General features: G+C 52.3%; 22 protein-coding genes and 1 tRNA gene. All 23 read left to right on the top strand.

Annotated elements, in window-relative coordinates; all coding sequences use genetic code 11:
• Positions 1 to 335 precede the first annotated feature (335 nt).
• Complete coding sequence (locus PPRES148_RS04005) at positions 336 to 2,501, top strand: ABC transporter permease (protein ID WP_149453345.1); 2,166 nt, start codon at positions 336 to 338, stop codon at positions 2,499 to 2,501.
• A gap of 609 nt (positions 2,502 to 3,110) precedes the next feature.
• Positions 3,111 to 3,476 carry a hypothetical protein gene (locus PPRES148_RS04000; RefSeq protein WP_149453344.1) on the top strand — a complete coding sequence of 122 codons (366 nt, stop codon included), beginning with the start codon at positions 3,111 to 3,113 and terminating at the stop codon, positions 3,474 to 3,476.
• Positions 3,477 to 3,524: 48 nt separating this feature from the next.
• Positions 3,525 to 6,200, top strand: coding sequence for a valine--tRNA ligase (locus PPRES148_RS03995; protein ID WP_149453343.1), 2,676 nt, complete (start codon positions 3,525 to 3,527; stop codon positions 6,198 to 6,200).
• Positions 6,197 to 7,483 (top strand): bifunctional folylpolyglutamate synthase/dihydrofolate synthase, encoded by a 1,287-nt coding sequence (locus PPRES148_RS03990; protein ID WP_149453342.1) that lies wholly within the window; start codon positions 6,197 to 6,199, stop codon positions 7,481 to 7,483. Before PPRES148_RS03995 ends, PPRES148_RS03990 begins: the two co-directional genes overlap by 4 nt.
• A gap of 131 nt (positions 7,484 to 7,614) precedes the next feature.
• Positions 7,615 to 9,015, top strand: a complete 1,401-nt coding sequence (gene murC / locus PPRES148_RS03985) for a UDP-N-acetylmuramate--L-alanine ligase (RefSeq protein ID WP_246142893.1) — start codon at positions 7,615 to 7,617, stop codon at positions 9,013 to 9,015.
• The gene (locus PPRES148_RS03980) at positions 9,012 to 9,770 is read left to right on the top strand and encodes an SCO family protein (RefSeq protein ID WP_223127944.1); all 759 of its coding nucleotides are present in this window, start codon (positions 9,012 to 9,014) and stop codon (positions 9,768 to 9,770) included. Before murC ends, PPRES148_RS03980 begins: the two co-directional genes overlap by 4 nt.
• Positions 9,757 to 10,584 (top strand): glutamate racemase, encoded by an 828-nt coding sequence (gene murI / locus PPRES148_RS03975; RefSeq protein ID WP_149453340.1) that lies wholly within the window; start codon positions 9,757 to 9,759, stop codon positions 10,582 to 10,584. The genes PPRES148_RS03980 and murI overlap by 14 nt, the downstream gene beginning before the upstream one ends.
• Before the next feature lie 96 nt (positions 10,585 to 10,680).
• Complete coding sequence (locus tag PPRES148_RS03970) at positions 10,681 to 11,826, top strand: GerMN domain-containing protein (protein WP_223127943.1); 1,146 nt, start codon at positions 10,681 to 10,683, stop codon at positions 11,824 to 11,826.
• A gap of 55 nt (positions 11,827 to 11,881) precedes the next feature.
• Positions 11,882 to 12,622 carry a ribonuclease PH gene (gene rph / locus PPRES148_RS03965; RefSeq protein WP_149453338.1) on the top strand — a complete coding sequence of 247 codons (741 nt, stop codon included), beginning with the start codon at positions 11,882 to 11,884 and terminating at the stop codon, positions 12,620 to 12,622.
• Positions 12,623 to 12,674: 52 nt separating this feature from the next.
• A complete protein-coding gene (rdgB, locus tag PPRES148_RS03960) occupies positions 12,675 to 13,340 on the top strand; it encodes an RdgB/HAM1 family non-canonical purine NTP pyrophosphatase (protein ID WP_149453337.1) in 666 nt (221 codons plus the stop codon).
• Positions 13,341 to 13,351: 11 nt separating this feature from the next.
• Complete coding sequence (locus PPRES148_RS03955) at positions 13,352 to 13,900, top strand: YfcE family phosphodiesterase (RefSeq protein WP_187820556.1); 549 nt, start codon at positions 13,352 to 13,354, stop codon at positions 13,898 to 13,900.
• 111 nt (positions 13,901 to 14,011) lie between these two features.
• Positions 14,012 to 14,085 (top strand) — tRNA-Arg (locus PPRES148_RS03950).
• A gap of 146 nt (positions 14,086 to 14,231) precedes the next feature.
• A complete protein-coding gene (locus tag PPRES148_RS03945) occupies positions 14,232 to 14,402 on the top strand; it encodes a hypothetical protein (protein ID WP_223127942.1) in 171 nt (56 codons plus the stop codon).
• The gene (locus PPRES148_RS03940) at positions 14,396 to 16,048 is read left to right on the top strand and encodes a trigger factor (RefSeq protein WP_149453334.1); all 1,653 of its coding nucleotides are present in this window, start codon (positions 14,396 to 14,398) and stop codon (positions 16,046 to 16,048) included. Before PPRES148_RS03945 ends, PPRES148_RS03940 begins: the two co-directional genes overlap by 7 nt.
• Positions 16,049 to 16,075: 27 nt before the next feature.
• Positions 16,076 to 16,687 carry an ATP-dependent Clp endopeptidase proteolytic subunit ClpP gene (gene clpP, locus PPRES148_RS03935; protein ID WP_149453333.1) on the top strand — a complete coding sequence of 204 codons (612 nt, stop codon included), beginning with the start codon at positions 16,076 to 16,078 and terminating at the stop codon, positions 16,685 to 16,687.
• 189 nt (positions 16,688 to 16,876) lie between these two features.
• Positions 16,877 to 18,145, top strand: coding sequence for an ATP-dependent protease ATP-binding subunit ClpX (clpX, locus tag PPRES148_RS03930; protein WP_149454223.1), 1,269 nt, complete (start codon positions 16,877 to 16,879; stop codon positions 18,143 to 18,145).
• Positions 18,142 to 18,345 carry a hypothetical protein gene (locus PPRES148_RS03925; RefSeq protein ID WP_149453332.1) on the top strand — a complete coding sequence of 68 codons (204 nt, stop codon included), beginning with the start codon at positions 18,142 to 18,144 and terminating at the stop codon, positions 18,343 to 18,345. Before clpX ends, PPRES148_RS03925 begins: the two co-directional genes overlap by 4 nt.
• A 68-nt stretch (positions 18,346 to 18,413) precedes the next feature.
• Positions 18,414 to 20,756 (top strand): endopeptidase La, encoded by a 2,343-nt coding sequence (gene lon, locus PPRES148_RS03920; RefSeq protein WP_149453331.1) that lies wholly within the window; start codon positions 18,414 to 18,416, stop codon positions 20,754 to 20,756.
• Positions 20,740 to 21,339 (top strand): ribosome biogenesis GTP-binding protein YihA/YsxC, encoded by a 600-nt coding sequence (gene yihA / locus PPRES148_RS03915; protein ID WP_149453330.1) that lies wholly within the window; start codon positions 20,740 to 20,742, stop codon positions 21,337 to 21,339. Before lon ends, yihA begins: the two co-directional genes overlap by 17 nt.
• Positions 21,340 to 21,376: 37 nt before the next feature.
• A complete protein-coding gene (locus tag PPRES148_RS03910) occupies positions 21,377 to 22,525 on the top strand; it encodes a D-alanine--D-alanine ligase family protein (protein WP_187820555.1) in 1,149 nt (382 codons plus the stop codon).
• Positions 22,526 to 22,717: 192 nt separating this feature from the next.
• A complete protein-coding gene (locus PPRES148_RS03905) occupies positions 22,718 to 23,008 on the top strand; it encodes a hypothetical protein (RefSeq protein ID WP_149453328.1) in 291 nt (96 codons plus the stop codon).
• Positions 23,005 to 24,939, top strand: coding sequence for a DNA primase (gene dnaG, locus PPRES148_RS03900; protein WP_187820554.1), 1,935 nt, complete (start codon positions 23,005 to 23,007; stop codon positions 24,937 to 24,939). Before PPRES148_RS03905 ends, dnaG begins: the two co-directional genes overlap by 4 nt.
• 28 nt (positions 24,940 to 24,967) lie before the next feature.
• The gene (gene rpoD / locus PPRES148_RS03895) at positions 24,968 to 26,086 is read left to right on the top strand and encodes an RNA polymerase sigma factor RpoD (RefSeq protein WP_246142891.1); all 1,119 of its coding nucleotides are present in this window, start codon (positions 24,968 to 24,970) and stop codon (positions 26,084 to 26,086) included.
• Positions 26,087 to 26,382 lie beyond the last annotated feature (296 nt).

Genomic DNA, 26,382 nt, shown 5'->3' with positions numbered 1-26,382 from the left:
GATCGTGAGTTAGAAACTGGACGCATGATCTGAGATCAGGAGATGATCGCAAGTTGGACCAGGCAACGTCGGATCGAAACCCGGATAGAACACAGCAGAGGAAGGTACGAAGAACGTGACATCAGACTGGGGTTCTGGATGGGCAAAAATCCTATGGGATCATAAGAGCTGCATAATGCGAGAGTAGTACGTCTGATTCTGTGAGAGAGTTGGCTGAGATACCCGCCCTACTCGACGAAGATGGGAATTGATTTCGATATCACCAAATAGGGTTATGGTACAATGTATGATGAAGGTGTTCGAAAGAATTTAGTTAGGGGGCTGTCTGTAGAATTATGACATTTTTCTCGTGTGTAGTCCGTATGATTCAACGTCGTCCGCAGGCCTATATAGGTCTACTGTTGAACTCGATGATCACCTCCTCCGTCATCTTTGTCTTTGCATCGTTCTTGTTCCACCCTCAGTTGCCCCTGTCGAGGGCGTTTGTGGAGAATCTCTTTTGGATCACATTTTATATTCTTGTTTTCTGTTCCTTCTTCTCTGTTTTCTATTCTATGGCTACACTCTACAGGGAACGACAGAAACAATTTGGGACTCTTATACTCTTAGGTATAAAATCCCGACAGTTGCGGATTATGTTAGCGTTAGAAACCATGATTATAGGTTGTTTTTCGGTCCTTTGGGGGGTTGCATTCGGTATGGTTGTGAATGGGGGCCTTGGGTTTTTGATCGAGTCCCTCTTCGAGTATATAGCATTGGATTTTCACTTTTCCTTTGAAGCCCTAGGGATCACAGTGGCATCTTCTCTGGCTATTTTTCTTTTGGCTGCCCTTGTGATGCCCTTTCTCGTACGGAACCGGAAAGTAATTCAGTTACTCCAGAGCAAGAGGCGGATGGATGATAAACCAGAACCGCCGGTAGGGTTCCTCCGTGTCCTAGTATCGTTTCTCTCCTTGGGGATCGTTGTCACAATTTGTCTCTTTCTGCCTGTAGATATGAATATCGGTTTCGACAAGTTTCCAGATTCCCTCCAATATATTTTCCCCTTTTGTGTTCTATTGACTTTTGTGGGTGCTTACTTTTTCTATCGCCAGGGGAGCGTGGCTCTAGCAAGATGGTTCCGTTGGAATAGGTCCTTTTCCTGGCGCGGAATACGTCTGTTGTGGATAGGGAATATGGCCCATCGGTTGCGTGATAATTCCCGCTTCTTTTGGTTTTTTTCTATGCTTTTGCTCTCTGTTTTTTTATCGACGAGTGTTGTAGTAGCCCTTGTGAAGGGGGTTACCGAGTTCACTGCGGGGGTAGAGAAGCAGAATCCAGCACCAGCACCCCTTTTCATCTATCGCCTGGGGGAAGAGGATAGGATCAGTCCCGAGGCGCAAGGTAGGTCGCAGCGGATGGATCAGATTCTCCTCCATAGGGATAGCGGTCTGAAACGTGTGGATTCGACACCGGTTGTACGTTTGGATAAGGGAAACCCCGTCCTCATCAAAAACCCCATGGAATCTGGGGAATATGAAAAATATGAAAGGCTACAGAGTAAAAAGGCGGAAGCCCTGGCCAAGGGGGATCGATCCTTCCTCGAGGGGCATACCGAATTCCTAACCATTTCTGTGGGTGATTACAACAGGGTGATGGAAGCGTATGGTGGGGCCTTACTACGGTCCCTTAAACCCAATGAGGCAGTAGCCTTAGGATCGAAGCAAGGGGCGGCCTTGAATCCCTTACCGCGGGGCTTGGGAGCTGCGGAAGTGACCATCCCAAGTCTGGAGAAACAACCTGCACCTGTGTGTCCCCCGTCGGGATGTTTTATGAGGGGTAGTAGGATCGGAATGTATGTAGTGGGGGATAAGGTGTATTCGAAATTACTAGATTCACGGGATCCTAGCATTCGAAAGTTTCGGGATGCTAATTACATGTCGGGGCAGGGTAAAATGAATCCCCAGATTTTTCAAGCTCTGGGCAAAGCGAATTCATTGCATTCCAACGACCCGAACAATTCCCCCGAAATGATGGGTAGCGTGATCCACGATGGTAGTCAAAAATACCAAGACAAATTGATCATCGCTATCTTTTTGTTCGCCATGCTCATTGTTTGCCTTGTCTTTGTTTCCATTGCTGGTAACTTCCTATTGCTTCGCATTTATACCGATATGGAGGATCAACAGCAACAGTTTCACAATCTACTGCGAATTGGCTTTTCGATCCCAAATTTACGAAGATCTATCACAGTGCAGATTGCCTATGTTTTCTTTTTCCCCTTGCTATTGGCTGTTTTCCTAGCATCCTGTGCACTGTATTATGGGGTCCGGTTTACAGGGCTCTCAGTCTCCTTAGAAATGGGTGAGGAGATAGGTAGGGAAATAGGGGATAAGATTTCATCGGTTACACTGTTTTCCTCTTTGCAGGTGATGGCCGTATTCTTAGGCGTCCAGATGATCATGTTTCTCTTAGCCCGCTTGTGGATCTTGCGTACCATGGAAAAACGGACCACTGGATGATGGGTTAGGCACGAAGAATGGCCTAGTTTCCCCCTTTCTTTCGTTTCCCGATGCATAGGGGAAGACAGAACCCGAACGGGTGGGTTACGTTCCCTGAGCAGGGGAACCGGGACGTCCTTCGTTCTTGTACATGGAATACAAGGGACCATGAGATGCGGAATGCACAATAGGTAGGGCAACGTTAGGCTATGTACTAGGTAAGCATCCCGTTGTGGGTGCGGTGTGGATTCCTGAACAAGATTTTCATACGATACGCTCTCTTCGTTGCCCTCTCCCCTCCCTTCCTGTGGTATTTTAGGACACCAAGCCAAGCCCCAGGGTTTGGTGGGGAGTATCCAGGGTTGGATGGCCATGAACCTTTTTTGTGAAACGCCCCCATTCCATCCCCCCATGATGTGGGTTGCGTGATGGGTTACGCGATCGTCTTCATTGTGGCGAAAGTGAATCGTGATCCGGGAACCCCCCTGGAAAATCCTTAGGGCGCAGAAGAAATGGCGATGTTGATCATCCGATGAGAAGGTACTCCTCTCGTAGGACCTGTATAGGTGGGTCGTCCTGGGTATTGGTAGGAATCCGGGGCCGCGCGGACGGGAGGGATGCGAGACCGCCATGGGGGATCGGAACGACAGGTGGCTGGATCTGGGGAAAAGAACGGTGGTGCAGATCCGTATGCTCCTCCCTAGCCCCTTGGAAATCAATGGGTGTGAATCATCCCAGAATCATCCCTTTGTGTGCTCCCAACAAGCCAGTCATTTGCATTTTCCCATGGGAATGTCGTACAATGGTGGGGCGAATGGGTGGACCATGAGGATCGGGCGCGGAGACCATAGTGGCGGCGATGGGGTGGTGTGGATAACCACCAGGGACGATGAAAAGGGCTGTCGTTTTTATGAAAAAGGGCCTTTCGCTCTGGGCGGAAGGCCCTTTTTATTGTGCGATTTTTGTCGGAACGATCGTTTCCCACTTCGTCCTTGATGGATTGATTGTGGACTACATTATAAGGAAGAGAAAGGCGGGGGAGTTGTGCAAGATCGGAAGAATTTATCTGCCTCCTATCATCCCGGGCAGGTGGAGGCGAGGGCACACGATCTCTGGGATGCACAGCAATGTTTTGTAGCGAACCCGGATTCGCCGAAGAAACCGTACAGCCTCGCCATCCCCCCACCGAATGTAACGGGAAACCTGCACCTGGGCCACGCCCTGAACAACGTGCTACAGGATATTCTCGCGCGTTGGCAGCGTATGGTGGGGAGAGATGTCCTATGGCTACCTGGTATGGATCACGCAGGGATTTCCACCCAGCTGAAGGTAGAGGCTGCTCTGCAAGCCCAGGGAGTGACGCGCCAACAATTGGGTCCCGAGGCCTTTACGAAGCGTCTCTGGGAATGGAAGGAGTCCTACAGCGCCCAGGTTCGTCGGCAGTGGCGTCGTTTGGGTCTTTCCCTGGATGGGACACGTGAGCGATTCACCTTGGATCCTGATTTATCTGCCGCAGTCCGAAAGGTATTCGTACAACTCTACGATGCGGGTCTCATCTACCGCGGTCGTTATCTTATCAACTGGGATCCTGTGGCAAGGACAGCCCTGTCCGACATCGAAGTGGAACATAAGGAACTCCGGGGCCATCTCTACTTTCTCGTTTATCCCTTGGTAGGTCAGGAGGGATGTGTAGAGATTGCCACCACCCGTCCCGAAACGATGTTCGGTGACGTTGCCGTTGCTGTTCATCCCAAGGATGATCGTTACACACACCTCATTGGACAGCGGGTGCACCTGCCGGGGACGGATCGAACCCTTCCCATCCTGGCCGATGAAATAGCGGATCCCACCCTCGGAAGCGGGGTGGTGAAAATTACACCGGCCCATGACTTCAATGATTTTGCCGTCGGTCAGCGTCACAATCTACCCATGCCTACGGTCATAGACGAAGGGGGTATCATGACGGAGGCCGCTGGTGATTATGTGGGTCTCGACCGATTAGAATGTCGGCGCCGTTTGGTGAGCGATCTACAGAATCAGGGCACCCTTGTGCGTACCCAAATTCATGTTCATTCTGTGGGCCACAGCCAGCGCACCCAGGCCATTGTGGAGCCCCGTTTGTCGACACAATGGTTTTTGTGTATGCGGGAACTAGCGGCGCAGGCACAGGGGGCCCAGGAGGGCGGGCAGGGGGTGCGTTTCGTACCGGAACGCTATGAGCGGATCTATTTGCAATGGGTGAAGAATTCTCGCGATTGGTGCCTGTCCCGGCAATTGTGGTGGGGTCATCCCATTCCCGCCTGGTATTGCGCGGATTGTAAGGAAATCAATGTAGCTATGGAAGAGCCTCAGCAATGTTCCGCATGCCAGTCCCCGCATCTTAGTCAGGATCCCGACGTGCTCGACACATGGTTTAGCTCGGCCCTATGGCCGTTTGCTACCCTGGGTTGGCCCGATGAGAAAGCCGTAGATTACCAAAGGTACTATCCTACCCAGGTGATGGTTACGGGCTATGATATCATTTACTTCTGGGTGGCACGGATGATTTTCATGTCCCTACGTTTCACCGAGAAGATTCCCTTTGCCGATGTTCTCATTACGGGACTCATACGGGATGCGCAGGGGCGCAAAATGTCCAAATCCCTAGGGAATGGGATTGACCCCGAGGAATTGATCGATGAGCATGGTGCCGATGCCCTCCGTATGGCCTTGGTAGCCGGCAATACCCTGGGTCAGGATGGTCGCTTCCGTGAGGAACGGATGCTGCATGCACGTCATTGTACCAATAAATTATGGAACGCTGCCCGCTTCGTCCTCATGCAAGCCGATGTACACGATCCCGTACCCTTGGAGCCTACCTCGGATCTACTGACTTTGCCGGATCGTGCGGTTCTCCATTACCTGCAGGGGACCGTCGAGAATGCAACAAAGCAACTCGAGCTGTACCATTTCGACGAATCCCTGCGTACGATTGAGCAATTTTTCTGGGGTTTTTTCTGTGATTTTTATATAGAAACAGTCAAGGAATGTTGTCAAAGCGAAAATCCTGCCCGTCGTCGACGGGTCGGGAGTATACTAACCCATTCCTTGCATACCCTGTTGCGAATTTTACATCCATTTGCTCCCCATATCACGGAGGAAATTGCCCGGCACCTGCCCCCATCGAGTCCCCCGATGGCCAAGGCCTTGGCGGTTACGGCCTGGCCACGGGTAGAGAAGGAATGGCAGAATGAGAGGATCGCCGAGCAAATGGATGAAATGTTGGTAGCGATTCGTCTGGTGCGTAGCCTGCGGAAGGAGATCGGTTTGCCGCCGCATAAGGTCTTTCCCCTGCAAATTCTTGTACCCGAGGGAGACACGGGTCGTTCCTTTTTCCTCACAGAGAAGATGATGATGGAACGATTGTGCAAAGTAGAAATTTTCCCCTGTAGGGGGGATCAGCAACAATGGAAACGCGCCTTGACCGTCGTCTTGACGGGGGGTGTGGAGTTGCGCCTCCAGTTGTCGGTTTCCGACCGCCAATCGGTAGTGCAAACCCTACAGAAACAATCATGCCGGCTGCAGGCTGAGGTGGAACGTACGGAGAGAAAATTGCGCAATCGTGCCTTCATCGATCGTGCGCCCGCTGAGATTGTGAAAGTGGAGCAGGATAAGGGGGCCGAGTACCATGTTCAGTGGAAAAGGGTACAGACCCTACTGCGGGAGATCGGGGAAAAATGAACCCCACCCCATCTCGGAGGTCCTTGGCATACCATGAATCGGTGGGGGGATTTATTGAAATCCAGCGTCAATGGGAGCGTTGTCAGGGTACAACAGCACCGAAGATGGGCTTGGAGCCCCTTCGTGCTGCGTTGACGGCGTTGGGTCATCCGGAAAAGCGCCTTCGATTTGTACATATAGCAGGTACGAATGGAAAGGGGTCCACTGCTATTTTTTTGGCGGCGATTCTGCAAAAGGCGGGCTACCGGGTGGGTCTCTTTCTCTCCCCTGCCGTTACTTTGTGGAATGAACGCATTCGGTGGCAGGGCCTTCCTATTCCTGCAGAGGAATGCCTGTACCACTGGCGAAGGTCATGCCCCCTAATTCGGGAGCACTCCCTGGGTTTCTTTGCTTCCTGGACCCTGGTGTCCCTACGGTATTTTTCCCAACTCTCTCCTCCACCGGATCTCATCCTCTGGGAAACGGGATTAGGGGGTCGTTTGGATCCCACCAATGTGGTACTTCCCTTGCTATCGGTAATTACGACGATTGATTATGACCACATAGAGATTTTGGGGGAGACACTAGAGGAGATCGCAAGAGAGAAAGCGGGTATCATCAAACCCCATGTCCCTGTCGTTGTCGGTGCGTTGCCAGGTGTTGCGCAACAGGTCCTAGCGGAACGAGCTAGGGAGGAGAAAGCACCCCTTTACGGACCCAAGGACAGCCCCTTGGCATCCCGTATGGTGGGCTACCAACGCGAGAATTCCCGAGTCGTAGTACGGGTTCTTCAGCTGTTGCGTGACCGATATGGGTGGAGGATACCGGACCCTGCTTGCGAATATGGACTCCTACACGCCCCGCCGATTCCGGGGCGGTTGGAACGGATTACGCATCGACCCACGATCTGGTTGGATGGTGCACACAACCGATCTGGGGTGGAGGCCCTGCTTTCTGCCTTACGGGAGATGGGGGTGACGTCCTCCATAACTTGGTTACTCGCCTTTCCCTGTCATAAGCCTATCGATTCCTTTCTAGGGTTGTCCTCTGCAGCGGATTGCATCATGACGACCAGTTTGAACAGCGAACGCCCTTTCCATTCGGCTGATGCCCTGGCGGCCCTTTTTCGGGATCTTATCCCTGAATTGCCCGTCGTTGCTTATGATTCGGCCGCTCGGGCTGTGGAGGCTTGGCGTTGGAACGCCACGGCCGATAGCCATCTCGTCGTGACAGGTTCGCTCCGTTTGGTTTCTGTCGTTCGTTCCCAATGGATTTCTGAACAGGGAATGAGTTTTTCTTCGTAGAAAATCGGATTCATGAAAGGAAATCAGGCTGAGCGATGTGGGTTCATTGTGTGGATGGATGATGGGCGAGAGTGTTTTCCTCTTGTTGGGGTGATTCCTGGGGATTTTGCATAGGAGGGAGGGTGGTTACGGTGGAGTGGAAGCGGGTACATTTCGTAGGGATCGGCGGCTATGGTATGAGCGCCTTAGCTCGTGTTCTGTTAGAATCGGGTATTGAGGTGACGGGTTCCGATATTGAATCGAATGCCCTAGTGCAGGGTTTACTCCAACGTGGTGCGCGGGTGAAAATAGGTCATGCTCCGGGGAATGTAGGGAACGCCGATGCATTGGTCTATTCTTCCAGTATTACAAGGCAAAATGTGGAAATTCAGGCGGCCAGAGCGATGAATCTCCCCATATTGCATCGTTCGGAGCTTTTGGCTCGTTTGCTCAACGCCCGAAGGGGGATTGCCGTAGCAGGTGCCCATGGCAAAACCACAACCTCGGCGATGATTGCCCAAACCATGGTGCTATGCGGTCTTGATCCGACCTATGTGATTGGGGGGGAAGTGGTAGGTTTACGGAGCAATGCGCGGGCGGGTAAGGGAGCCTATGTAGTGGCCGAAGCGGACGAGAGTGATGGTACCTTTCTTGCCTATTACCCCCACATCGTGGTGATTACGAACATCGAGGCCGACCACTTGGAGAACTATGGTGGTGATTTTTCCCGATTGAGGGAGGCTTATCGCCAGTTTTTGTGCCAAATGGATCCGGATGGTTTGGCTGTCCTCTGTGTGGATGACGAACATACCCGTTCCCTGGTTCATGAAGTAGAGGGTCCCGTCGTTACGTATGCTGCGCGCTCCCCGGCCGATTATGTGATTCATCAGCCTATTTCTATGCCGGATGGAATCGGTTTTCAGATTTTTCATCATCACCAGACCCTAGGCACCCTTGCGTTGAAAAAACCTGGGATTCACAATGCAGCGAATGCGTTGGCTGCGGCGATTGTTTGTTTGCATTTGGGATTATCCCTTCCCAACATTGCGGTTGCATTGCAGAATTTCTCTGGTGCGAAACGACGTTTCCAACTGATCGGGGAAGGGGATGGGGTCGTTGTCATCGATGATTATGCTCATCATCCAACGGAGATCCAGGCCACCCTACAGGCTACCAGGGAGTGGCAAGGCGGTCGTTCCTCCTCCGGGCGACTGATTGTTCTCTTCCAACCGCAACGCTATTCGAGAACGGCCCTTTTCATGGATCGGTTTGCTGCCAGTTTTGCTCTAGCAGATCAGGTTTTGATTGCCCCCATTTATGCCCCCCCCGGTGAGCAGCCCTTGCCTGGTGTTACCTCGGAACGATTAGTGGCGGATATCGTACGAACTAGTAATGCCGCTACGCAGCTAGTGTATAACCATTCTGAGGCCGTGCAGGTGTTGTCATCCATCGTTCGGCCGGGGGATGTGGTGTTGGTTATGGGGGCGGGGGATATTTGGCGTGTAGCTTCCCCCCTGGTGCAAGTACTACAGGAAAGAAGTGTGCAATCATGACAGCAGAGGATGGCTTCACGCGTAGAAAGTGGATGATTGCCTGTCTAGGGATCGGATGGATAGCGGTCCTGGGGGGTTGTACCTCGTCTCCCTCTCCCGAGAGGAAAACTTCATCCCCGGTGGTGTCCCCCCAGGGGAGTATGCAGGATTATAAGGGTGCGGGCTGGAAGGTTCCCCCTTTTCAGGGCACAGATTCCCAGGGGAGGACTTTTCGAACCTCAGAGCAACTGGGGCGGGTTTGGGTCGCGGGTTTTATGTTCCTTCGCTGCCCCGACAGTTGTCCCATCATCACCCAAACGATGGTTCGACTGAAACAGGAATTGAGTACAGCTGGTTTGGAAGGGGTTCCTGTGGTTGCTTTTACTGTTGATCCTGCCCACGATACGACGGCCGTGTTACGGAGGTATCAAGAAGGGGAACCCGCAAAGAGGTCGTTGCGCATGGTGAGTGATTATCCTTTTGCAGACCTACAGGCTTTTGCACAAGAGGGTTTTCATGCAGATGTACAAAACAATACACCGGTGGGGGGACAAGGGGGGCATGCGGATCACAAGAATCATAAGAATCGTAGAGATCATACAGAATCCAAAGAGTCTGTAGATCCTTTGCCCTCGCGGGTCCTCCACTCCAATAATCTGTACGTCATGGACAAGGAGGGTAACGTGCGTTCCTATTTCGATGTTGCTGATGCTACACAGGGCCGCATAGGGGATGTCGTGAAGTTCATTCTCAAACTGCAAAATGAGGCAAGATAAGGGGGATGGTGGGCCCGGCGTGGACCTGAGGGCGAGTCCTGTAGGTGTCTTTGATTCGGGGGCAGGGGGGTTGACTGTCGTTCGGGAGTTATTTCGTCAGTTGCCACGTGAACCGATCCGTTATTTTGGTGACACGGCCCACTGTCCCTATGGCGTTCGTCCTATGGAGGAAGTACGGGATTTGACGTTGTCAGCAGTAGAATTTTTGCTCCGCCGTCCCCTCAAGGCCCTGTTGATTGCTTGCAACACGGCCACAGCACTCACCCCCTTGGCGGCGATCCGTGCTAGGGTAGATATTCCTGTCTTGGGTGTGATTGAGCCCGGGGCGAGGGCGGCTGTGAGAGCCACACGATGTGGCTGCGTAGGCGTCATTGGTACGCCGGGTACGATTCGAAGTGGGTCCTATGAACGTGCTTTGTCTGCATTGCATCCCGGTCTGCGTGTGTATACACTGGCTTGCCCCTCTTTTGTTACCTTGGTGGAGAAAAATCGTCACACATCGCCGGAAGCCTCTTCCCTCGTGGAAATGCAGTTGCAGCCCCTGCTCATGCGGGCTATGGATACCCTTGTTCTGGGATGTACCCATTATCCCTTGCTGGGAACGGTGATCCAGGGCGTTGTTGGACCCGATGTGGCGGTGATTAGTTCCGCGGCCGAAACGGCAACGGAACTCAGTTCTATTCTGCAACATCGCGATCAACTAGCGGCGGATCAGGAACCCGCCCATGAATTTTTCGTGACGAAAAATCCGGAACATTTTCGTCGGCTTGCGGAGGCTTGGTTGCAGCAGGACGTTCAGGTAGCGGTACCCTAGGAGAAGGTAAAAGACAGGGATATTCCCCCCATACAGCTCGTATAGTAGGGCGAGTAAAGCAGAATGGTACAATTCTGGAACGGGGAGGAATGGGGAATGCGACAGACTTGGCGGATCATCCCCCTTTTATGTTTACCATGGATCCTATCGGGTTGTGAGAGCATGTTTTCCTCCACACAGCAGGTGGACGGGATTGATCCTCCGCCGGCCAGTTTAGAGGCCGCCTGGCTCAAGGACAGGGATGCGGACCCTAGGGCCACCGTAGCCTCCGTGTCTCCTCCCGAAAATGGGCAGCCGTCCGCATCCGTAGACCGGGGGCAGGGGACCCGTGCGATGGGTATGGAGGGGGCCAGGGGAACGACGAATGTTCGTACGTCCCGTACTCGTAGGATGGAGGGTTATTTTCTCTCAGGGGAGGGTTACGTTGTTCCCTACCAGGTTCCTTGGACGGATTCATCCTCCCTCCAGGAGGCCGTTCAATGGCTCGTTCCACCGGGGGAAAACGAGGAAGGGAAAGCGGTTAAAACTTCGTCCTTACCCACAGAATTTCGTTTTCCCCTTCCGGCGGGGGTGCGGGTGTTCGGGGTTGATGTGGCAGAGGGCGTAGCGACGGTCAACTTTTCTAGGGAGTTGTTGCAGGTTCCTGCTGGGCAAGAAAAAAATATGTTGAGTGCGTTGGTTTGGACATTGACTGGGTTCCCGGAAGTGCGGGAGGTGAATCTGTCCGTAGAGGGAGAGCCTCTGCGGGTGATGCCGAAGCAAAAAACCCCCACACAGCATTTGACGCGCACGAATGTGGGCATCAACATGGAGGAGATCCTAGGGGTTCGACCCGGTGAGGGTGTACCCGTTGTTCTCTACTTTCTTAGTCAGGATCGGCAAAGTCAACATACGTATTACGTTCCTGTGACGAGAATGATTCCACGTGTGGAGGATGGTCGTAAGTTACTCCATGCTGTGATGGAGCAGCTAGTCCAAGGACCCCAGCCCAATTCCCAACTGGTCAATGCGGTGGATATCGATATGCGCGTACGTGAGGTAACGCTGCAAGAGAATGGGGCCGTGGTGGATTTCGATGAACGGTTACTGAACTACCATCCCCAAGGGATTGCGTCTCGTGAGGCTATACAGGCGATTCAATTTTCTTTGGCGGAGAATACGCCACAGCGGAGGGTAAAAATTACTGTTAATGGTCGGGAGTTGGGAGGTGGACAGCGTACCTACCCTGTTTCACAATCCTAATGAATTCGAACGCCTCGTGGGGAAAGACGAGAGGTACTTGATGGGGGGCCAAGGCGTGCGATTGGATAGTCGTGTTTGCGAGCAAATTCGTTCTGTCGAAATGGAACGGGGTTATGTTACCGCGGCGGAGGGTTCTGTTTACATACGGCTTGGTAAGACGCGTGTCCTCACAACGGTTACTGTGGAGGAACGCGTACCGTTGTTTTTACGCAACGCAGGGCGCGGCTGGGTGACGGCAGAGTATGCTATGTTGCCCCGAGCTACCCGGGTTCGTACGACACGGGAAGCAACTCGAGGTAAACAGGGCGGTCGGACCATGGAGATTCAGCGTCTGATTGGGCGTTCGTTGCGTGCGGTGATTGACCGGAAGGCCCTCGGAGAGAGAACTTTGTGGGTGGATTGTGATGTCATTCAGGCTGATGGGGGGACTAGGACAGCGGCGATTACGGGTGCCTTTGTGGCCATTGTGGATGCGTTAGTTCCCATGGTGCGCAATAAGGTACTTCGTACCCTTCCCATTCTCGATTTCCTCGCAGCCATTAGTGTGGGTATGGTCCATCGAAAATTGTATCTGGATCTTTGCTACGAGGAAGATTCAGCAGCGGCAGTCGATATGAACGTGATTATGACAGGAAGCGGGCAGTTTGTAGAAATCCAGGGAACAGGGGAGGAGACTCCCTTTACGGGTGAGCAATTGCAGTCTATGCTACAGTTGGCAAAGCAAGGGATCCGTGAATTGATTCATATTCAAAAGGAAGTTTTAGGGGAAGATGCTGAATATATCGGCAAATTATAAGGATCGTTGGGGTAAGGGAAGAGGGGCTGCGTGATGGTGGGGTGAATGAGATATGACGGCGGACAAGCGTTCTTGTTCTGATGGGGGAGGCTCCCCTACTTCGTTGGTTTTTGCCACTCATAATCATGGGAAACTCCAGCAGGTGCAGGAATATCTGCGGGGTTCCCTTTCCCTCCCCATTCGGGGTCTGGGTTCTAGTACGGCACCCCTTCCGGAGGTAGAGGAAACGGGAACCACATTCGCAGAGAATGCGTGGCTTAAGGCGAAAACGATAGGGGAAGCATTGGGGGCTGTGGTGATAGCGGATGATTCGGGTTTGGTGGTTCCTGTACTTGGTGGGCAACCGGGTGTTTTTTCCGCCCGTTATGCGGGTGAGGGGGCCACGGATGAGGAAAATTGTGAGAAAGTATTGGCAGCTCTAGCGGATGTTCATGGAGAGGCTCGTTGTGCTACGTTCGTTTGTGCTCTGGCCCTCTACCGCCCTGGATCCAGGGCTTGGATCATGCACGGTGTTTGTCATGGCTTTCTGCTGCGGGAGCCCCTGGGTCTAGACGGTTTTGGTTATGATCCCCTCTTTTACTATCCACCCTTGCGGGCCACGTTTGCTTCGCTTCCACGGGAGGAGTGTTTGGCTGTGAGTCATCGTGGGCAGGTTCTACGGGCTTTTTCCCAACATTGGAAGGAATCGTTGGCTTCTATGGGAGGGAGAATGGAATGAGGATTTTGGTCATGAGCGATTCGCATGGTCGGCAGGATTTGGTGATGAGGGCACGGGAGGAGGCGGCTCCGGTGGATCTGGTGATTCACTGTGGGGACGCCGAGGTGTTTTCCGCGGCGCTTGCTGATGCCGTGGTGGTTCGGGGGAATCAGGATCGGTTGCCATTTCAGGAAATGGAACTCCTTTCCCTGCCGTTTGGGAGGGGTATGGTGATCCATGGCCATCAACAGGGTGTCAAAAAGAGTTTGCGTACTCTAGTTCGTTTGGCGGTGGAAAAGGAGGTTATCCTGGTTTGTTTTGGGCATACCCATCAGCCCTTCTTGGGTGTTGTACAGCGGCGTTTGTTACTCAATCCGGGTAGTTTGTCTCGGCCCCGTTGTGTTCCTTTCCCCACCTATGCCGTGCTCACTTGGCGGAAGGGGGCGATTGGGTGTGCGTTTGTGCGTTTGGATCAGTCGACCTATCGACACGTATGGAAAATTCCCCTCCGGCACATCACCCAAAGATCCATATTGTATGCTGATTCCGCACATCCTTTTTTCCGTGATGCCCCCCGGTAGGTGGGTGGGGGAAGTGAGTACAAGAAGGATGCGCGGGAAACATGGGTTGCTATTGCGCTGGTACTGATCCTTCCGCTATAATGTGGAGAGGTTGGCGTGGGTACTTTTCTTGTCCCAGTAGCTCAGCTGGATAGAGCAACGGCCTTCTAAGCCGTGGGTCGGGAGTTCGAATCTCTCCTGGGATGTTTGCTTTGTGGTGGGGTTGGATACGTGCCCTAGGATAGGGAGGAAGTGTGGGTTTATGAAAGGGTTGCGTGTATTGAACTTTATGGAAGGGAAGCGTATAATGGCGTAGGGAGGTTTGGCCCCTTCTTTTTGTGGTGGAGAATTTTTGCAGCGGAGGGCTGGTTTGGTTTGTTACGGTGAGGCGGCCATTGCAGGTCCTGGGTGCCCGTTGGAGCGGGGTGGGTTTTTCCGTCGTCTCACAGGAGCGAGGGCTTTTTTGTTGTGGACGTCTCAGCACTTGCCGTATCAGCATCTGGAGGGGAAGGATTTATGGTGAAAACGCTTTGGGAGAGAATCGACGATTCAGCGGGATTTGTGAAGGTGGAATTGGGTGCCGAATCTGTGAAGGAGGCCTTCAAGCAGGCTGTGGCGACGGTGGGGCGGAAGTATCTCATACCCGGTTTTCGGCCCGGACGGGCGCCACAGGCTATTTTTGAGGCCCGTTTTGGCAAGGACATCTTGGTAACGGAGGCCAAGCATCATCTCGTCGACCGTACCGGCAATGAGGCCGTGGCCGAGGTTGTGGAACGGAGAGGTATAGAGCTCGAGAGTGCCGAGGTGGATCAGCAGTACCTCTATGATTCCCCCTTGGAAAAGGGAAAGCCGTTTCATTATCGGATTCGTTTGTCGACCCAGTCCGGTAGTGCCCCCTCCTCGGATGTGATGGTTCCGTCCGCTAAGAAGATCGTTGAGGCCTGTCAGGGTGTTTCTGTGGAGCTAGATCCACCCCTGGAGGTTACGGAGGAGGACGTGGATCGTGTTGTGGAGGAGTTTCGTTTAGCCCATGCCACCTGGCATTCCCTTGTCAAGGGGGAAACGGTTCAGGCAGGGGATAGGGTAAAGATCAGTTTTGTGGCAATGGATGACTTTGATACGGAGGAGGAGGCACGGCGGGGGGCCCAGTCCATGTTGGGTCTTATGGCTAGGAATGTGCCGAGAATTACCATTGATGTTGAGGGGGAAGGCGAGGTAGAACTGGAACTGAGGCCATCGGACTCGGGAGAATTGGATTGGGAGATCATAGATGAGGGGGTCGCCTCGCGTCTAGGGAGGGAGGGTAAGGAGAAGATTCTGCAGGGGGTAGATCTGCAGGAGAAGGTGAACGAGGCGGAGGTTGCTCTGCGGTCGTCGTCTGAGGAGGAGGAGGAGTTGTCCCCCCCCCGTTCGTCCCCGGAGGAAGGGGAGGAGGGGAATCGCCTAGGACCCTTGCAGTTTATTGTGGGTAAAGGGGCCATGGTGTGCGATTTAGAGAGGGGTCTTCTGGGTCAGAGTGTGGGGGAGATGGATACGCATGTTCTCCATTTCCCTAAGGAACACCCGGCTGTTGAATTGGCAGGTCGGTGGGTAGCGGCGATTGTTGATGTCGTGGGTGCTGATCGTCCTGAGTTGCCTGATTTGAGTGACGAATTGGCGAATGAGGTTGCTGAGGTAGAGACGGTGAGCGAGTGGCGGCAGAAGATTCGTAAGGATTTAGAGGTGAAAAGGATAAGGGATTACAACTCGACCCTGGAAAATCTTGCGGTTCGTGAGGCTAGTCAGCGATGGTTTTCTGAGGTGGAAGCCTCCTCCTTGCAGGTGGATTGGAATCGTTTGATTCAGTCCGGGTTGGATGATTTATGGAGGATGTTTGCAAAGCGATTGAGTGTGGTGGGTGTTTCCATAAGGGAGTACCTGGAAGTTACTAAGAGTGGAATGGATGATCTGAAGGAGCAACTGATACCTGTGGCAGAGCAAAAGGCTCGTCAGAATGTGTTTCTCTATTTTCTTGCAGATGCCTTAGGATTTTTTGGAGACGAAGGGGAGGAAGAGAAGGAACGAGAGGAAACAGAGCAAGGGATGGACAGGGCTGTCGACTGGCTCTTGTCGATTAGCGATCATCCTGGGAAAATTCCGGTGGATGGGGAATCGTCGGTTGGATCATAAGGATAGGGGAAGCGAGGTGGTAACGGGATGCAGCTTGTTCCTATGGTTGTGGAACAAACGAGCCGTGGCGAGCGTGCGTATGATATTTATTCCCGTTTGCTGAAGGATCGGATCATTATTCTTGGTTGTCCCATCGATGATCACGTGGCTAACCTTGTGATTGCACAGTTACTTTTTTTGGCGGCAGAGGATCCTGAGAAGGATATTCATATGTACATAAATTCCCCAGGTGGTTCGGTGACCGCTGGTATGGCAATTTACGATACGATGCAATTCATCAGGCCTGATGTGTCCACAATGTGTATAGGGTTGGCGGCTAGCATGGGGGCCTTTTTGTTGGCGGCTGGGCAGAAGGGAAAACGGTATGCTCTACCCAATAGTGAAGTGATGATCCATCAGCCGCTCGGTGGAACGCGGGGGCAGGCCTCCGATATCAAGATCCACGCGGATTGGATTTTACGAACCCGCGAGCGAATCAATAAGATTTTATCCATACGTACCCAACAGCCGCAGGAGAGAATCGAGAAAGATACGGATCGCGATTTTTTTATGGGGGCCGACGAGGCTAAGGAGTATGGTCTCATAGATAAGGTAATTGCCAAGGTGGTTGCTCCACAACGGTCCCGCGGGCCGAAGTGAGCAGGGTTTTGTTGAGTGGATAGGGGATTGTGTAAACCAGAGGGCCAATGAGTGGCAGGAGAATATGTGGTTCCATTGGTAGGGGACCTGGAAGGTGCGTATTTTTTCTGTACGTAGGGAGAATACGATCAGGGGGTTCCTGTATGTGCGTTCCTCTGGGGGCTGTAGATGAAGGAGGGGGTGTCTCCCTTGTTCAAGTTTCAGGATGGAAAAGAACAGTTGAAGTGTTCCTTTTGTAGTAAAACGCAGGATCAGGTGCAGAAGCTAGTGGCAGGTCCTCCTGTGGTTTATATCTGCGATGAGTGTATTGTTTTGTGCAATGAGATCATGGAGGAAGAATTAGGCAGTGACGAAGAGGTGGATTTGTGTGATCTGCCCAAACCAAGGGAAATTTGTTCGGTTCTTGATCAGTATGTCATTGGGCAGGATCATACGAAGCGTTCGCTCTCCGTGGCTGTGTACAATCATTATAAGCGGATCAATGCCCCGCAGAAGTCCGATGATGTGGAGTTGCAGAAGAGTAACATTATGATGGTAGGTCCCACCGGGAGTGGGAAAACCTTGTTAGCGCAGACGTTGGCAAAGATCCTCAATGTGCCCTTTGCGATTGCGGATGCTACCTCCCTTACGGAGGCAGGGTATGTGGGCGAGGATGTGGAAAACATCCTCCTGAAGTTGATTCAGGCGGCTGATTATGATGTGGAGAAGGCTGAGCGTGGGATCATTTACATTGACGAGATTGATAAGGTGGCAAGGAAATCGGAGAACCCTTCCATCACGCGTGATGTTTCGGGTGAGGGAGTCCAGCAGGCTTTGCTCAAGATTTTGGAAGGTACAGTGGCCAGTGTGCCGCCGCAGGGGGGGAGAAAACACCCTCATCAGGAATTCATACAGATCGATACATCCAATGTATTGTTCCTATGTGGTGGGGCGTATGATGGGTTAGAGAATATCATCAAGCGGAGAATTGGTAAGAAAGTGATTGGTTTTAGTACGGACGGACAGGAAGGGGCGGCGCGTCCCGGGGAATATCTGAAATTGGTTTTGCCCGAGGATCTTTTGAAATTCGGTCTCATTCCGGAGTTTGTGGGTCGTTTGCCTGTCATTTCTACGTTGGAACCGTTGGACGAGGAGGCGCTGGTGCGCATCTTGCAGGAGCCGAAAAATGCCTTAGTGAAACAGTATACGAGGCTTTTGGAGATGGACAGTGTGGAGCTCACGTTTGAACCAGAAGCCCTGCGATCCATTGCGTCAGAGGCAATCAAACGTAGAACGGGGGCACGGGGTTTGCGGGCCATCATTGAGCGTATCATGTTGGATGTGATGTTTGATCTGCCTTCCCGTAACGACGTCATCCGTTGTGTTGTTTCCAAGGATACGGTCTTGTACAACGTGCCGCCCAAGTTGATCTCCCGCGATGGGCGTGTACTCAACAAAAAGAAGGAAGAAAGCGCTTGAGGCAGTTTTTCTACAGCATCTGCTGGTTGCAGGTGCTTTTTTCTCCTTGTGGTGATGGAGGGATGGTGTTTTCCCTCCTGGGGCATGGGATACCGTTGGGTTGGGTTATCCTAGAAGGGGATCATGGAATTTTGAAGGACATTGCATGGGGGGTTGGGAAACCGATTTCCTTATACCACATAACCCATGGATCAGGATAGGAATTGCTGCTAGCTAGGTGCATACATGCTTTACAAGGATCCCGACGCGAGAGCGGTGGAGGTGCGATATGGCTACCCAGGGAGAAGAGAATGTTATGCCTTTGTTGCCTTTACGTGGACTCCTTGTTTTTCCAACTATGGTATTGCATCTTGATGTGGGACGGGAGCGGTCTGTTCAGGCATTGGAGAAATCGATGGTGGATGATAGCCGCATTATTTTGGCGACCCAACGCGAGGTGCATGTGGAGGAGCCGACGATAGAGGATATCTATCGGATAGGCACAATGGCAAGAATACGGCAAATGTTAAAACTTCCCAATGGAACCATTCGTGTGTTGGTGGAGGGTATCAAGCGGGTAGAGATTGTCCAATTTTTTGCCCGTGAGGATCAGTATGAGGTGCGGTATCGTCTGGTGGATGATGTGGATGAGGGTGGTGTGGATACAGAGGCCCTGATGAGGGCTGTTCTCACGCATTTTGGGCAGTATTTACGACTGTCCAAGAAGTTATCGGCCGATACGTACCAGTCTGTTGCAGATATGAAGGATCCAGGCCGATTAGCGGATGTCATTGCCTCTCATTTGCCGCTGAAAATTGCTGACAAGCAGGCGATGTTGGAAATCGTTGATGTACGCGAACGTCTCGATCGATTGTTGGGTGTTCTCAATGACGAACGCGAGGTTCTTGAGTTAGAAAAAAAGATCCGGACCCGTGTCAAGCGTCAGATGGAGAAAACGCAGAAGGAATACCATTTGCGTGAGCAGATGAAGGCCATCCAGCGCGAGCTAGGTGAAAAAGAGGGACGTGCTGGTGAGATTGATGAGTTACGCGATAAGTTGGCGGACCTGAAGGCGCCCGATGTAGTACGCGAGCGGGTGGAGAAGGAGTTAGAACGCTTCGAGAAGATCCCGACGAGTTCGGCGGAAGGTAGTGTGGTTCGTACCTATGTGGAGTGGTTGTTGGGGCTCCCTTGGGAAAACACTACGGAGGATGATCTGTCGTTGGAGCGGGCTGAGCAGGTGCTGAATGAGGATCATTATGGCCTTGAGAGGGTCAAGGAGCGGGTACTTGAATATCTTGCCGTTCGAAAGATGGTCAAGCGATTGAAGGGACCGATCCTTTGTTTGGTGGGCCCGCCGGGGGTGGGAAAGACCTCCCTGGCCCGTTCGGTAGCACGAGCTGTCGGGAGGTGCTTTGTACGTCTGTCCTTAGGTGGTGTCCGGGATGAGGCAGAAATTCGTGGTCACCGGCGTACATATGTAGGTGCCATGCCAGGCCGGATCATTCAGGGGATGAAGCAGGCGGGGGTGGCCAATCCCGTGGTACTCCTGGATGAAATCGATAAAATGTCGATGGATTTTCGTGGTGACCCCGGTTCCGCTTTGCTCGAGGTGTTGGACCCTCATCAGAATCATAGTTTCAGCGATCATTATATTGAGATACCTTTCGATCTTTCGCGTGTGATGTTCATTACTACGGCGAATGCCGTTCATAATATCCCTCGGCCTCTACTGGATCGTATGGAGGTTCTTTACATCTCCGGATATACGGAGTTGGAGAAGGATCGAATCGCGAAGGAATATTTGGTTCCTAAGCAAATAAAAGAGCATGGGCTTACCACAGAGAATATGATAATAGAGGATCAAGTGCTCCTTCAGCTTATCCGTTACTATACGCGGGAGGCGGGCGTTCGCAATCTGGAGCGTGTGATCGGTACACTTTGTCGAAAGGTTGCACGTAAGCTGGTGGCGGGGAATAGAGAAAAGGAAATCATTCGGGGTCCAGATTTAGAATCCTATTTGGGTGCTTTTAAGTTTCGTTATGGTCAAGCCGAAGAAACGGACCAGGTGGGTCTGGTGACGGGCCTGGCTTGGACCGAGGAAGGTGGGGATACACTATCGGTGGAGGTTTCCCTCTTCCCTGGCAAGGGGAAACTTACCTTGACAGGGCAGTTGGGGGAAGTGATGAAGGAATCTGCGCAGGCAGCCTTCAGTTATATTCGTTCCCGTGCTAAGGCCCTACAGGTGGATCTGGATTTTCATGAACATAACGACATTCATATTCATGTTCCGGAGGGAGCCATTCCCAAGGACGGCCCCTCAGCGGGTATTACGATAGCCACCGCGTTGGTTTCTGCTCTTACGGGTATTCCTGTTTCACGTCATGTGGCGATGACGGGTGAGATCACTCTGCGTGGTCGCGTTCTCCCCATTGGGGGGTTGAAGGAGAAGTCCTTGAGTGCCCATCGGGCTGGGATCACTCGTGTACTATTTCCCCAGGATAACAAGAGGAATCTTGAGGAAATACCCGAAAGTGTACGTGATGATCTAGAGATGATTCCCGTAACGCATATGGATGATGTATTGCGTCTTACGTTGACGAGGAACCCCTATCATGCGAGGAAAGACTGAATTTGTGGCCTGTGCTGCTGCGCCCCAGCAGTTTCCTCTGTCTGTTTTGCCCGAGTGGGCGTTGGTGGGACGGTCCAATGTAGGAAAATCCTCCCTGTTGAACCACCTTGTGTGTCGGCGTCGTTTGGCCTATGTGAGCAAGAAGCCGGGTAGGACACGAACGATCAATTTTTATGAGATGGGGGATCGTGTTTGTCTGGTAGATACGCCCGGTTATGGTTTTGCCCGTGTTGATCGGCGTACAAAGAATAGTTGGGATCGTTTGATGGTTTCCTATTTTGAGGCATGTGTGGGGTCTGGGACGGCTCGTCGTATGCGTGGGGTTTTGCAACTGATTGATTTTCGTCATCCGCCGATGGCTTCGGATAGGATGGCGTATGAATTTCTCTCTGAGCGGTATCGCCTGTCTGTTGTCATTGTAGCTACCAAATCGGATCGGGTTTCTAAAACGCGTTGGGGACACCATATTGCCGTCATACGAAAAACCTTGGTTCTGTCTAAGGAAGTCCCTGTACTTCCCTTTTCGGTCCGGTCCTCACGGGACAGGGAGAGTCTCTGGTGCATATTGACAGGGGATGAGTGATGGTGGAAGTGGACACATCTCAGAGGGGGATGGCTTTATGAGAAACCCATTGCGTGTAGCCGTGTTGTTCGGTGGTCGTTCGCCAGAGCATGAGGTCTCCTGTGTTTCAGCTTCCTCCGTAGTTGAGGTTATGGATCAGGAACGTTTTGCAGCTATACCCATATGGATTGATAAACAGGGAAATTGGCATGATGGTGAAACTGCTTTGCGTGTCCTCAGGCCATCACCGAATCATGGGGATGGGGGGGGGACCGTGAAGGGGTCTTCTTCTGCCGGTACGATTTTGTTGGACCAGAAGGTCGATGTGGTTTTTCCCGCTCTGCATGGACCCAATGGAGAAGACGGTACTGTGCAGGGGCTTTGTACGGTTCTCGATATCCCTTGCGTAGGTGCGGGGGTGTTGTCCTCCGCGATTTGTATGGATAAAGATTTTACCAAGCGGATCTGTGCGGAGAACTGCATACCGCAGGCCCCTTACGTGGTTTATCGGTGGTCCGATCTCTTCCCAGGGGTGTTGGATCGTCAATTTTTACAAACCTGTCGGCAGGAGCATACGACCCGTTGGGCGAAGGTATATGCAGATATTGAGGATAGGCTTTCTTATCCTGTCTTTGTAAAACCTGCCACTGGGGGTTCGAGCCTTGGTGTTTCCCGTGCTGCGAATCGTGAGTTGCTGATCGAAGCCATGTGTCGGGCGTTCCGTTATGACACCAAGGTCCTTGTGGAGGAGGCCGTTCCAGCTCGTGAATTGTTTGTTGCCTTGTTGGGCAATGAATACCAAGAGCCTAGAATTTCTGCCATTGCGGAAGTTGTTGCTTTCAATGAGTTTTATGACTATGAGGCGAAGCTCCAGGAGGAAAAACATCGTCTCCATGCCCCTGCGGATATCTCCCGTCTTGTGGAGCAGGAAGTTCAGGCGATTGCACTGCGCGCCTATCGTAGTTTGGGGATCACGGGTACGGCCCGAATGGACTTTTTTTTGCACACCAAAACGGGTGCTGTTCTCTTGAGTGAGATCAACACCCTACCTGGATTCACAAGTTGTAGTATTTATCCGGAACTCTGGGCCGTACAGGGTCTGGCTTTCGGTCGGTGTGTGGAGGAATTGATTGAATTGGCTATTCAGTCCCATACCAACAGGAAGATGTTCATGGAACAGTGGGATGCTACGATGTCCGGGGAATAGTAGGAGGGACGGGGGTCACATCCTGCCCCTATGGGACCGCTGGGATCTTCAGGTAGGGCGAAGAAAGGTTTGATATGGGCAAGGGGGAGGAGTGGGGGTTCCCACGCAGTGTGCGTGTCGGCTTTGTGTGCCATCAGGGGAGTTTTGTGACAAAGCCCTTTCGCATCCCCCCTGTCCTCGGGTCTAGGGGGGATGGAGTCATGGACAGGGACAAGCCCCGTTGTGGTTCCGCAGGGTGGGACAGGCAAAAAATTACGAATCAAGCTGTCGGTGTGGGTATTTTTTTGTAAAAAGGATTCTAAGATAGGAGTAACTGCCTTTGTCAAGGGGTTAGGCGGTCTTTTTCCGCCCCTGAATTCCTGGTGGATGAAAAGGGTCCACAAGGTAGTTTCATTGTATCGGCTGGTTCGGGTCCTATGCAAGGACCTTACTATTCCTGCCCAAGGGGAGCAAGCCGGAGAACGGAGGGAGGAAGAAGGGTGACAGCCGGGGATGGTAGGAGAAATTGGCGGGAAGGGATTCTGTCCCAGGTGGATATTGTGGAGGTTGTGGCCCGTTATGTGAGGATAGAACCCCGGGGTCGGGAGTGGTTCGGTCTCTGTCCTTTCCATGCGGAACGAACACCCTCCTTTACCGTGTCCCCCACTAAGCAGTTTTTTTACTGTTTTGGTTGCAGTATGAGTGGGGATGCGATCCGTTTTTTAGTAGAGATGGAGGGGATCTCTACAGCGGAGGCTTGTGAACGTTTGGTGGGGGGGGGAAAAGGATTTCCTGTAGGTCCCCAGGGGGCAGAGGGGGGTACGTCTTCCCGTCCGCAGGGGGGAGAGCAAGCGGAGCTCCGTTCTGCGTTGCAGTATGCAGTAGCCCTCTATCAGCAGTGTTTACTGCGATCACCCTCTGATGATGCCGTTCGGGCGCGTGCCTACGTAGAGGAGCGCCAGTTGGCGTGGGAGACAGTGTCTGCTTTTTCTTTGGGTTTTGCCTCAGGTTGTACACCCCTGTTGGTTCCATTTTTCCAGCGGCGCGGTTTTTCATTGGCTCCCTTGCGTACGTTAGGATTGTTGACGCCTCATGATCAGGAGAGGTTTGTGGACCGGCTGATCATTCCTATTCATGATGCACAGGGCCGCGTGGTGGGGCTGGGTGGACGTAGCTTACCGGGAGAAGAGGATGGGCAACCCAAGTATTTGAACAGTGTGTCCTCTCCTATTTTTCAAAAGGGGGAACATCTCTTCAACTGGCATCGTGCCCGTACATCCATCCGTACCGCGGGGCGGGTTGTGTTATTGGAAGGTTATATGGATGTACTGACGGCTTGGCAGGCGGGGATCCGGCATGGTGTTGGTGTGCTGGGTACGTCACTCAGCGATGCGCAAGCACGCAAATTGTGCCGTCTGCAAGACCGTGTGGTTCTTGCCTACGACCCAGATGAGGCGGGTGAAAGGGCCACCCTACGGAGTATGGATGTGTTGCGGCGGGCAGGGGCTTGGATGACGGTGGCTGTCCTGCCCGCCCAGATGGATCCTGATCAGCTGGTACGTACAAAGGGCGGGGAGGCGCTTCATGAGGTCTTGCAAACGGCCATCAGCGCGACCGACTTTCGTTTACGGGCCTTGCGACGGGGGTATGATTTGACACAGCAGGTGGATCGCTACCAGTATTTGCATTGCGCGATGAAAGTTCTTATGGATGCGACGGCTATGGAACGAGAGCATCATTTGCGTGCCCTATCCGAGGAGTTTTCTATACAGAAGGAGGATTTACAGAGCGAATGGGAGAGGGTACACCATTCCAGGTCTCTTCGGCCACGGGTTTCTAAACCCACAGGGGGAATGCCTCCCTCGCCTTCTCCCTATGGTAGTGATGGGGGGGGAAAAGGGGAGAAAAAATCGTATTTGTGGTCACGTATGAAGGCCTCTGAGCGTTTGTTGCTCAGTATGATGATGCGTAGTCGTTCCATTACGCTTTGGGTGCAGCAATGGGTTGGCGACGGGTTCCCCACGGATGATCATGCTGCCCTGGCTGCACACCTGTATGCCTATTATGCGGGGGAACAGGCGGAGGAGGACCCCAAGGTCTTCCTGGAAGAACTACAGAGGCATGACCCTGTGTTGAAAAAGGAAGCAGAGGTTCTACTGAGTTTGGAAGTGCCTCCGGGTGCTGCGGATCGCGTTTTGTACGATTGCTTGGATCATCTCCGTGTTCATCCGCTGTTGTGTGCGGTCGAGAAGAACGAGGAGGATCTTCGTTCCCAACAGAGAAAGGGTAACACGGATCAAGCTCTACAGCTGTTAGTCCAAAGGGTCGAGTTGCAGCGGCAGCGGATGGCCCAACAGAAAACGACCCAAGTGGGGTATGTTTCAACAGCGCCGAGCCCTCCTTCCAATCAGTGGGGCAAGAAGAGGAACAACTAATGGGGGTATTCGAAGGAGGCAAGGGAAATTGGCGAAGGAAACCAGTACGGATAGGACACTGGAAGAGAAACTAGATCAGATCAAGGAACAGTTGATTGAAGCAGGGAAAAAGAATGGTGTATTGACCTATAAGAATATCATTGAGCGTATGAGTCCCTATGAACAGGACGTTCATCAGATGGACGATTTTTTTGAGCTACTGAATGAGCAGGGGATCGAGGTGGTCAATAGTGATGAGGAGTTCAATGTAATTGTGCCCGATGTAGCGGCTGGTCAGGAGGTCTTCAGTAACGATGATCTGGCTGTTCCTCCGGGTGTCAAAATCAATGATCCTGTGCGGATGTATTTGAAGGAAATTGGTAGGGTATCCCTGTTGTCGGCGAAGGAGGAGGTAGAGCTAGCAAAGCAGATTGAGGAGGGTGATGAGGAATCGAAGCGCCGTTTGGCGGAGGCCAACCTTCGCCTGGTGGTGAGTATTGCAAAGCGTTATGTAGGGCGCGGGATGCTTTTCCTTGATCTGATCCAAGAGGGAAACATGGGTCTGATCAAAGCGGTGGAGAAATTTGATTATCGTAAGGGATACAAGTTCAGTACGTATGCCACCTGGTGGATCCGACAGGCTATCACCCGTGCCATTGCGGATCAGGCTAGAACGATTCGTATTCCTGTGCATATGGTGGAGACCATCAATAAGCTGATACGCATTTCGCGTCAGCTTTTGCAAGAGTATGGACGCGAACCTACCCCCGATGAGATTGCCTGTGAGATGGGCATTTCACCGGAGAAGGTTCGTGAAATTATGAAGATCGCCCAGGAGCCGGTTTCTTTAGAGACACCGATTGGTGAGGAGGATGATTCTCACCTAGGTGATTTTATTCCGGACGACGATGCTAAGGCCCCTGCGGATGCAGCTGCTTATGAGTTGCTGAAGACCCAGCTGAAGGGTGTTTTGAATACGCTCTCATCACGCGAACAGAGCGTTCTTCGGCTTCGCTTTGGACTGGACGATGGGCAAACCCGTACATTGGAGGAAGTGGGTAAAGTTTTTGGCGTTACGCGGGAGCGTATCCGCCAGATTGAGGCGAAGGCGTTGCGTAAGCTGCGTCATCCAAGCCGGAGCCGACAATTGAAAGACTTTCTCGAGTGAACCGAGGGACAAGGTTTGCCCATGGGTTGGCCTGGTGTGCGGGTTTCTGTTACCGTCTATGAATCCCCTTGCTTTGGGATGTTTCTTCCAAACAGGGGGTTTTTATGCTTTTTCAAAGCTATACATAATATTTCTATTGTTTTTTATGAGGGCGGAATTGTCCTATCTATTACTATTTATGTAAAAAAATAAAAAAACAATGTTGGATTACGACTCCATGATCCATGAATGTTTTCATTGTAGCCTCTTTTTCTGGTCCGTGCAAACCATCGTTTCGTGCACGGGGATGGTTTGTT

The organism is Pasteuria penetrans (genome assembly GCF_900538055.1).
Taxonomy (GTDB): domain Bacteria; phylum Bacillota; class Bacilli; order Thermoactinomycetales; family Thermoactinomycetaceae; genus Pasteuria; species Pasteuria penetrans.
This window is presented reverse-complemented; position numbering and strand designations above follow the sequence as displayed.